The sequence below is a fragment of the Rhodoblastus sp. 17X3 genome, assembly GCF_030056575.1.
Taxonomy (GTDB): Bacteria; Pseudomonadota; Alphaproteobacteria; order Rhizobiales; family Beijerinckiaceae; genus Rhodoblastus.
Map to the genome: position 1 here is coordinate 42,828 of NZ_JASHHX010000024.1, position 9,643 is coordinate 52,470.

The window sequence follows — 9,643 nt, forward strand, 5'->3', positions numbered from 1 at the left end:
TCGGCCGCTCAATCCGGAGAATTTCCAGGAAGCCGATTTCATATGGGCCGGAGCTATCGTTCTGTCGCTGGTTCTGACATTCTTCCTGCGTGAAACCGGGACCGCGCGCCTTGCGCAGGTCGCGGGCGCGCAACCCCGGGAGCGAGAGCGCAAATGACCGCCAGGCAATCGGATTTCACACCCGTGATCGACCTGCTGCGTGAAAAGGGGACCGGTCCGGTCCGCGAAAACAGGCCGGTCTATGCCGATCTCATGCCGCCCTGCAACAACGCCTGCCCGGCAGGCGAGAATGTGCAGGCCTGGCTTGATCTCGCCCAGGCGGGAAAATTCCAGGAAGCCTGGCGGGCGATTCTCCGCGACAACCCTTTTCCCGCCGTGCATGGGCGCGTCTGCTATCATCCCTGCGAAACCAGCTGCAATCGCGCCCAGCTCGACAGCGCCGTCAGCATCCACGCTGTCGAGCGATTTCTCGGCGATCTGGCGACAGAGCAGGGCTGGACGCCGGACGAGCCCGCCGCCTCAAGCGGCAAGCGCGTTCTGGTCGTCGGCGGCGGACCGAGCGGATTGTCGGCGGCCTATCATCTCGCCCGTCTCGGCCACGCCGTCGAAGTGCAGGAAGCCGGCCCGCTGCCCGGCGGCATGCTGCATTTCGGCATCCCCGCCTATCGCCTGCCGCGCGCCGAACTGATGAAGGAAATCGCCCGCATCGAGGCCATGGGCGTGAGGATCGTTCTGAACCACAAGGTCGAGGACATCCTCGCCGAGCAGGCGGCCGGCTCATTCGACGCCGTGTTTGTGGCCATCGGCACGCAGATCGGCAAGAAGATCGATATACCGGCGCGCGACGCGGCGAAGGTCATCGACGCGATCAAGCTGCTCCATGATGTCGAAACCGGCGAAGCGCCAAGCCTCGGCCGCCGCGTCATCGTCTACGGCGGCGGCAATACCGCGATGGACGCCGCCCGCATGGCGCGCAGGCTCGGCGCAGAGGAAACGCTGATCGTCTACCGCCGCGACCGCGCCCACATGCCTGCCCAAGCTTTCGAGGCCGACGAGGCTTTGTCCGAGGGCGTCAAGATCAAATGGCTCAGCGCGATCAAGGATATTGGCGAAGATTCGCTCACGGTCGAGACCATGCGGCTTGACGAGTCGGGCCGTCCGCAACCGACCGGCGAATTCGAGACCCTTTCGGCGGATTCCGTGGTGCTGGCGCTCGGCCAGCAAACCGACTGCGGTTTCCTGCGAAACGCGCCCGGCGTCGCTTTCACGGCGGACGATCTGGTGATCGTCGATTCCAACATGATGACCGGAAGGCCGGGCGTTTTCGCCGGCGGCGACATGGCGCCGGGGCAGCGCAGCGTCACGGCCGCCGTCGGCCACGGCAAGAAGGCCGCGCGGGCCATAGACGCCTTTTTGCGCGGCGCGGCGGCGCAAACTTCCGTCAAGCATCCCATTGCGACATTCGATTTGCTGCATCTGCCGATCTATGCCGACGCGCCGCCCTCGGTGCAAAGCGAGATGCCGGTCGCAGAGCGGCTGGCCCATGGATTCGCGGAAACAATGGCGGGCTTGAGCGAGGCGCAGGCGCATCATGAAGCGCGGCGCTGCCTCTCCTGCGGCAATTGCTTCGAATGCGACCAGTGCTATGCCGCTTGCCCGGAACAGGCGATCGTCAAGCTCGGACCGGGCCGCCGCTACCTGTTCGATTACGCGCGCTGCACCGGATGCGGCGTCTGTTTCGAGCAATGCCCATGCCACGCCATCGAGATGAAGCCCGAACCCGCGAGAACAGCGCCGGAGGCGTCAGCATGAGTGTCGCCGAACCCCGCCAGACCGACACGATTGACGGCAATACCGCCGTCGCCCATGTCGCCTATCGCGTGAATGAAGTCTGCGCGATCTATCCGATCACGCCGTCCTCGACCATGGCCGAACTGGCCGACGAATGGACCTCGAAAAATCTCCGCAATATTTTCGGAAGCGTCCCGCTGGTGCAGGAATTGCAAAGCGAGGGCGGAGCGGCGGGCGCGGTGCACGGCGCGTTGCAATCGGGCGCGCTGACGACGACCTTCACCTCGTCGCAGGGGCTGCTGCTGATGCTGCCCAATATGTTCAAGATCGCGGGCGAACTGACCTCGACCGTGTTCCACATCGCCGCGCGCTCTCTCGCCACCCAGGCTTTATCAATTTTCGGCGACCATTCCGACGTCATGGCGATTCGCTCCTGCGGCTTCGCCATGCTCGCCTCGGCCTCGGTGCAGGAGGCGCATGACATGGCGCTGATCGCGCAGGCGGCGACGCTTGAGAGCCGGGTTCCCTTTGTGCATTTCTTCGATGGATTCCGCACCTCGCATGAGGTGAACAAGCTCACGCTGCTGTCCGACGGCGACATCAGGGCGATGATCCGCGACGATCTCGTGCGCGCCCATCGCGACCGCGCGCTGACGCCCGAGCATCCCGTGGTGCGCGGCACGGCGCAAAATCCCGACACGTTTTTCCAGTCGCGGGAAACGGTGAATCCATTTTACGCCCGCACGCCCGAAATCGTCGAACAGGCAATGGCGGCCTTCGCCGCGATCTCCGGGCGCGCCTATCAATTGTTTGAATATGCCGGCGCCGCCGACGCCGACCGCGTCATCGTGCTGATCGGCTCGGGAGCCGAAACCGCGCGTGAAACCGCCGCCTTTCTGAACCAGGCCGATGCGCAGAAATACAAACTCGGCGTGGCGCAGGTGCGGCTTTACCGGCCTTTTTCCGCCGGGCATTTTCTGGCTTCCCTGCCCGAGAGCGTCCGCTCGATCGCCGTGCTCGACCGCACCAAGGAGCCGGGCGCCAGCGGCGAACCGCTCTATCTCGACGTGATCGCCACGCTGGCGCAAGCTGTCGCCAGCGGCGCGCGCAAAACCATGCCGCGCGTGATCGGCGGCCGTTACGGCCTGTCGTCGAAGGACTTCACCCCGGCCATGGTCAAGGCGGTGTTCGACGAACTGGCCCGGCCGCAGCCGGTCAACCGTTTCACCATCGGCGTCAATGACGATGTGTCCGGCTCAAGCCTCGCATTCGATCCGAAATTCACGATCGAGACCGACGATGTTTTCCGCGCGGTGTTCTAGGGGCTCGGATCGGATGGCACCGTCGGCGCCAACAAGAACAGCGTCAAGATTCTGGCGGAAGACCCGGATCGCTTCGCCCAGGGCTATTTCGTCTATGATTCCCATAAATCCGGCGCACAGACGGTGTCGCATCTCCGCTTCGGGCCGCGTCCGATCCAGTCGCCTTATCTGATCGCGGCGGCGCACTTTATCGGCTGTCACCAGTTCGCCTTTCTCGACAAGATCGACGTGCTCAAGATCGCCGCGCCGGGCGCGATCTTTTTGCTCAACTGCCCCCATGAGGCCGACGAGGCGTGGGATCGCCTGCCGCGCTCCGTCCAGCAGGCGATCATCGACAAGAACCTGCGCCTGTTCGTGATCGACGCCTCGAAGGTCGCGCGCGACACCGGCCTCGGCGGGCGGATCAACACCGTGCTGCAAACCTGCTTTTTTGCGATCTCCGGGGTCCTGCCGCGTGACGAGGCCATGGCGCGCATCAAGCACATGATCGAGAAGTCCTATGGCGGCAAAGGCGGCAAGGTCGTCGCGGAAAATTTCGCCGCCGTCGATCATACGCTGGCCCGACTCCACGAAGTCACGATCCCGAAAGAGGCGACCAGCCTTGTCGAACGTCCGCCGATCGTTTCACCCTCGGCTCCGGACTTCGTGCAGAAATTCACCGCTGAAATCATGGCCGGGCGCGGCGACGAGTTGCCGGTCAGCGCCATGCCGGTCGATGGAACATTCCCCTCCGGCACGGCGGCCTGGGAAAAGCGCAATATCGCGGAAGAAGTTCCAGTCTGGGAAACCGACCTATGCATCCAGTGCGGCCAGTGCGCTATCGCGTGCCCGCATTCGGTCATTCGCGCCCGCTTCTATGATGCCGCCCGCCTGAACGACCCCGCTGTCCCGGCGCCGCAGGGCTTCAAATCGGCCCCGGTCAATGCGCGCGGCTATCCCGACAGCCGCTTCACCCTGCAGTTTTACGTCGAGGATTGCACCGGCTGCGGCGTCTGCGTCGAAGTCTGCCCGGCGCACAGCCCCAGCGCGCCGGCGACCAAGGCGATCAACATGGCCGCCAAGGCCCCCTTGCTGGAATCGGAGCGCGAGAACATCGCTTTTTTTGAGCATCTGCCCGTCAACGATCGCGCGCTGGTCGATTTCGCCAATGTGCGCGGCATTCAGTTTCTGGAGCCACTGTTCGAATTCTCCGGCGCGTGCGGCGGCTGCGGCGAGACGCCCTATCTGCGCCTGCTGTCGCAATTGTTCGGCGACCGCCTGCAGATCGCCAACGCCACCGGCTGCTCGTCGATCTATGGCGGCAATTTGCCGGTCACGCCCTGGACGAAGAACGGGCAGGGACGCGGCCCCGCATGGTCGAATTCGCTGTTCGAGGACAATGCCGAATTCGGGTTGGGCTTCCGTCTCGCCGCCGACATGCATGTGGCGCTGGCCGAGCGGCTGGCGCGCGAACTGGCGCCAAAACTCGGGGTGGAACTGGTCGAGGCGATTCTCGCCGCGCCGCAGATCCGCGAATCCGAGATTCTCGCGCAGCGCGGCCGCGTCGCGGAACTGACGCGGCGATTGCGCGAATTGGGCGACGAGCCCGAGGCGAAAAACCTGCTGTCGGTAGCCGATCATCTGGTTCGCCGCAGCATCTGGCTCGTCGGCGGCGACGGCTGGGCCTATGACATCGACTATGGCGGCCTCGACCATGTGCTGGCCGCCGCGCGCGACGTCAACGTGCTGGTGCTCGACACCGAGGTCTATTCCAATACCGGCGGCCAGGCGTCGAAGGCCACGCCGCTCGGCGCCGTCGCAAAATTCGCCGCCGCCGGCAAGCGCGTGGCGCGCAAGGACCTGGCCTTGCAGGCCATCGCCTATGGCAATGTCTATGTCGCGCAGGTCGCGCTGGGCGCCAATCCGCAGCAGACGCTGCTGGCCATGCGCGAAGCCGAAGCCTGGCCCGGCCCCTCGCTGATCCTCGCCTATAGCCATTGCATCGCGCATGGCTTCGATCTGCGTTACGGGATGGCGCAGCAGGATCTCGCCACGGCGTGCGGCTACTGGCCCCTGTTCCGTTTCAATCCCGCGATGCGCAAGGCGGGCGAGGCGCCGTTCCGGCTGGATTCGCCGCGCCCGACGATTCCGCTGAAGGACTATGCCTACAAGGAATTGCGCTATCGCAGCCTTGCCAGCAGCCGGCCGGACGAAGCGGCCGAACTGCTCGCGCACGCCCAGACGGCCGTCACTGAAAAATACGCGCAATATGAAGCGCTCGCCAGAAGCGACGGCAGCCGATTCCATCCCGACGCCCGGGTGCGCGCCGGCGAGAATTTTTGAGGAGCGCCAAATGGATCTCAGCACGCGCTATCTCGGCCTCGCCCTGCGCAATCCGGTCATCGCATCGGCCTCGCCGCTTTCCGGCGATCTCGACGGCGTCAGGCGGCTGGAAGATTGCGGAGCCGCCGCGATTGTCCTGCCCTCGCTATTCGAGGAGCAGCTTCGACAGGAACAAGAGCTGGCCGAGGCGTTGTCGAGCGTCGGCGCGGACAGCTCGCCGGAAGCGAGCTCCTATTTTCCCGCCGCCAGCGAATACAGATCCGGCGCGGCGGCCTATCTCGATCTGATCGCCAAGGCGCGCGCCGCCGTCGACATCCCGATCGTCGCCAGTCTGAACGGGTCGACCGAGTCCGGCTGGATCGATTACGCCTGCCAGATCGAACAGGCCGGCGCCAGCGCCCTCGAACTCAACATCTACCGGATCGCGTCCGGCCCCGACGTCAGGATCGGCGAGCCGGAGGCGGATTGCCTGGCTCTGGTCAAAGCCGTCCGCGCCCGGGTCAAGCTTCCGCTGGCGGTCAAACTGCAACCCAGTTTCGCCGCCTTCGGGGCGCTGGCGCAAGGCCTCGATGCGGCGGGCGCCGACGGGCTGGTTCTGTTCAACCGCCTTTATCAGCCGGATATCGATCTGGCGCGACTGAGATGGACCAATGAGATCGCATTGAGCGGCGCCAACGAGATCCGACTCGGTCTGCTGTGGGTTTCACTGCTGGGCGGCCGGCTGCCGCGCGCCAGCCTCGCCGCAGGATCGGGCGTGGAAACGGCGGATGAAGTCATCAAATTTCTGCTGGCGGGGGCCGACGCCGTCATGACCGCGTCCGCGCTGCTGCGCCATGGCCCCGAACATTTGCGAACCATGATCGCAGGCCTGGAAACCTGGCTGGCCCAACGCGGATTTGCGTCGGTCAGCGCGATCAAGGGATTGATGAAGCATTCACGCGGCGACGCTGAAGCGCAGGAGCGCAGCGATTATATTCACAGCTTGTTGGGCTATCGCGGTCGATATGTTCGGCGGTGATCGGGCGCCCGCATAACGGTTTCATGGAGCGTCGAGCAGTGACGCGCGAGATTCGGCCGAGCGGAAACGAATTGCTTCAGCGGCGTCTCTATGTCGTAAAAATGGATATTGGCGATAAAGCCATAGACGGCCGCATCGACGCTCGTCGGCTTCGCCCCGTGGATGAACGCGCCCTCGGGAATAAGATCGGCGAGGACGCCAAGATCGGCAAGGCCGCGCTGATAGGCCGCTTCCGGCTCGTAACGGCCGATTCCCTGGAAATGATAGCGCTGGAAATTGAATTCGCGGGCCATTGCCAGTCCATCCTCGGTCAGGCTGGGGTGCTCCCGCAGGAGCGCGGCGCGAAAAGCCGGCCAGTAGCGCTCGTCCTTCCAGCGTGAATAGGACATCACCCAATAGAGGTCGTCGAGCAGACGGGTCACGAGCAGGCTCAGGTCTCGGTCACGCGCGCCCAATGCGGCGTCGATCGTCAGGTGAAATTTGCGGATGAGATGGGCGATGATGGTTTCGCTGTCGCCGATGGTCTCACCGTCGTCGACAATATAGGGCAGCTGTCCGCGCGGGGCGGACGAGGCGTCGAACAGATGCTCATGGGCGAAGGGCAGGCCCGCGAGGCGCAGGAAGGCGAAGACCTTCAAGCCATAACCATTGTTGTCGGCGACGCCGAAAAGCGAAGGAAAAGCGAAGGATAGGAATAAAGCGTGATCATCGCTGAAGCTCCTCGCGCGCGAGGCCAGGGGCGTGCTTGGCTTTCATTTCCGCCTCTTCTTCCGGTCTCAACTCAGCGTGTGTTCGGAGGCCTTTCAGCGTCAAAGGCAGAGGTTGTTTTTCACATTCCTGAGAAACATGATTTTCGCGGCGTCGCGCTCCGGCAAGCGAAGGACGCTGCATTCGCCATGCAAGATGCAAGGCAGGCCGCCGTCGCAAACAGCAACTGGCCAGCAACTCTCGCTGCGCGCATTGGAACGCCAATCTCCCAATGGGACTGTGTTCATTGCGCCGAACAGGTTTCGCTGACGCCGTTGCGGGTCAGGGTCGCGCTCCGTCCCTTGATCCAGAATTCAACGCCATTGCCGGCGTAGCGTCCCCCGTCAGCGGAGATTGCTTGCGGCAAAGTGATCTCGCGCCCCGCATCGAAGGTCAGCGTGACGCTTCCCCTCTGGGCGCCGGACGCGGAGGAGACGAACCGAGCGGCCGGCCGGTCGCCGCCGCTGCACATGTATTGCGCTTCGGTTGCGGAGGCAGCGCGGCTGAGACCCAGACTCGCAATCGCCGCCGTAATAAGGCATGGCCATTTCCAGCGGCTCGCAGCGTGTCCTGTTCCCCATGCTACGTTGCTGTGTGGCGATGACCTTTTTATCATGCCGCCATTCCTTCATGATTGGCCGCGCCGCTCAAAGCGGATTTGGGAACATGGTCAATCGGCCCCGGTCTTCCGTCAATAATCATAATGCAATCCGTCATTTGCGTTTTCCGCTCGCCGCGACCTTCGGAGATCGCGCAGGGCCTCTCGCGTCGCGCCGGAATTGCGCTAGTCGGCGGCTTTCCTGGGGCGCTCAAGGATCGAGGCGCGAAACTGGCTCGGGGAAGCGCCGAACCAGCGTTTGCAGGCGCGGAAAAATGTTCCGGGGTCGGCGAAGCCGAGCAGATAGGCGACTTCCGCCGTCGTCAGGCTCGATCGTGCAAGATAATGCTGGGCGAGGTCGCAACGCGTCCCGTCGAGCAGGCGTTCGAAGGGCGCGCCCTCGTCGCGCAACCGCCTTTGCAAGGTTCGATCGCTCATCTTCAGCGCGTTGGCGATGGACTCGCGCCGCGGTTCGCCCGCCGAAAGCTGGCGCGCGATTTCGCGGCGCACGCGCACGCTGAGACTGGCGCCGTCGAACGCTGCGAGACGCTGCTGCAGAAGGTTGTCGTGCAGCTCCGCGACCATGGGATTGAACGCGGGCAGGGGGGCGTCGAGGGCCTCGGCCGTGAAAATCCAGCCGTTGAATTGCGCGCCGAACTGGATCGGGCAGCGGAAGGCCTTCTCGAACTGCGACAGGTCGTCAGGCGCCGCGAACACCGTCGCCACGCAGACGGGCTCGATCGGCCGCCCCGCGACCCAGCGGCAGAAATTGAGGATGGTCAGGAGATCATATTCAATTCGCTCGCGCGGCACCGATTCCCGCCCGCCAAAAAGGTCGAAGCGGACATGAATATTCTCGCCATGAGGCTCCAGCGAGAGTTCGGCGGCGTCGCTGACCAGCCGCATATGACGCGAAATCGATTCAAGCGCCGCCCGCAGATTGCAGCTCGACAGCATCGAATATCCGACGACGTCGAAATTGCCCGGCATTGGCAGATCCGAGCCGATAAGGCCGATTTCGAGATTGCCCGAACGTTCGGTCGCGATCCGCCACAAGCGGCTCATCTTTTCCGTGGGGACGCGCGCTTCGCGATCCAGCAGAATGCCGGGATCGATATCCGCCGCCCGCATCAGTTCGGCAGTGTCCAGCCCCGCGACCGCCATCATGTCGATGACGCCACGTAGCCACGGCGACGACGTGGTTCGGTTGGTCATGAAATTTTATCTCGATCCCCTTCCGCCAATCCGCCAGCGCGCTGGTCCGATGACGGCCCTTTATCAATTTTCCGCCAATTTAACATAGCGTTTTCGGGATTAAAGAATGTTTTGCTGAACTGGCGAGCTAAACTTTCGTCTTTCGTATCGTTATTGCGCGTTTCAAGAACCGTTCCGGAACTCCGCGGCGGATCTATTTCAAGTCGATTTTAGTTGGCCGCGACAATGGCGTCGCCGCGCCATGTAAAAGCGAGGGATCTGCTTGCGGCCCCGCTTCGGCGCCAAATAGATCTGCATCTCGTTCAACGGCGCCAGCGTTAAACTATCGTATTAGTGCGCGCGCAGATGTTTGCGTTGTCGCCGGCGATTTGGCCCGCTCAAGGGCAAATGTGTCCGCAAAGCCAGAGTTTTGGCGTTCCAGCGCCAGTTGTCGCGCGGGGGAGCCAAGCTATTCTTCCGCGCTCAAGAAAACGCCTTGCTGACCCCCGCCAAAAGCCGGGGGCGAAGCAGCGCCACAATAAACCCTGGAGAGGAATAATGGCGAAAGCCGATCCCTACGCCGTCGGTCTAGACCGCAACCGCGCCAATTACGCGCCGCTGACGCCGCTGAGCTTTCTCGCGCGCACCGCC

The 9,643-nt window shown here is 63.6% G+C and carries 6 protein-coding genes and 1 pseudogene; 4 read left to right on the top strand and 3 right to left on the bottom strand.

Annotated features, from left to right (window positions below; genetic code table 11):
- Window positions 1-153: 153 nt before the first annotated feature.
- From QM467_RS17465 to QM467_RS17480, 4 genes and pseudogenes are all read left to right on the top strand, one after another.
- Entirely contained in the window at window positions 154-1,812 is a 1,659-nt protein-coding gene (locus QM467_RS17465; protein WP_283367618.1) for an NAD(P)-binding protein, read from the top strand.
- Window positions 1,809-3,113, top strand: coding sequence for a hypothetical protein (locus tag QM467_RS17470; RefSeq protein ID WP_283367619.1), 1,305 nt, complete (start codon window positions 1,809-1,811; stop codon window positions 3,111-3,113). Before QM467_RS17465 ends, QM467_RS17470 begins: the two co-directional genes overlap by 4 nt.
- A gap of 12 nt (window positions 3,114-3,125) precedes the next feature.
- A pseudogene (nifJ, locus tag QM467_RS17475) lies at window positions 3,126-5,435 on the top strand (pyruvate:ferredoxin (flavodoxin) oxidoreductase); the annotation flags it as partial.
- 10 nt (window positions 5,436-5,445) lie between these two features.
- Complete coding sequence (locus QM467_RS17480) at window positions 5,446-6,453, top strand: dihydroorotate dehydrogenase-like protein (RefSeq protein WP_283367620.1); 1,008 nt, start codon at window positions 5,446-5,448, stop codon at window positions 6,451-6,453.
- On the opposite strand, the gene QM467_RS17485 is transcribed toward QM467_RS17480, so the two are convergent.
- The 3 genes from QM467_RS17485 to QM467_RS17495 form a co-directional block, all read right to left on the bottom strand.
- Window positions 6,426-7,091, bottom strand: coding sequence for a glutathione S-transferase family protein (locus QM467_RS17485; RefSeq protein ID WP_283367621.1), 666 nt, complete (start codon window positions 7,089-7,091; stop codon window positions 6,426-6,428). The genes QM467_RS17480 and QM467_RS17485 overlap by 28 nt on opposite strands.
- A 353-nt stretch (window positions 7,092-7,444) precedes the next feature.
- The gene (locus QM467_RS17490) at window positions 7,445-7,672 is read right to left on the bottom strand and encodes an MliC family protein (protein WP_283367622.1); all 228 of its coding nucleotides are present in this window, start codon (window positions 7,670-7,672) and stop codon (window positions 7,445-7,447) included.
- Between the two features lie 312 nt (window positions 7,673-7,984).
- Window positions 7,985-9,013: an AraC family transcriptional regulator gene (locus QM467_RS17495; RefSeq protein WP_283367623.1), complete on the bottom strand. Its 1,029-nt coding sequence runs from the start codon at window positions 9,011-9,013 to the stop codon at window positions 7,985-7,987.
- Window positions 9,014-9,643: the final 630 nt, after the last annotated feature.

What these genes read in the sequence shown, in the direction of transcription:
- QM467_RS17465 (WP_283367618.1), top strand. Translation starts at nt 154, where the DNA reads ATGACCGCCAGGCAATCGGATTTCACACCCGTGATCGACCTGCTGCGT.
- QM467_RS17470 (WP_283367619.1), top strand. Translation starts at nt 1,809, where the DNA reads ATGAGTGTCGCCGAACCCCGCCAGACCGACACGATTGACGGCAATACC.
- QM467_RS17480 (WP_283367620.1), top strand. Translation starts at nt 5,446, where the DNA reads ATGGATCTCAGCACGCGCTATCTCGGCCTCGCCCTGCGCAATCCGGTC.
- QM467_RS17490 (WP_283367622.1), bottom strand. Translation starts at nt 7,672, where the DNA reads ATGTGCAGCGGCGGCGACCGGCCGGCCGCTCGGTTCGTCTCCTCCGCG.
- QM467_RS17495 (WP_283367623.1), bottom strand. Translation starts at nt 9,013, where the DNA reads ATGACCAACCGAACCACGTCGTCGCCGTGGCTACGTGGCGTCATCGAC.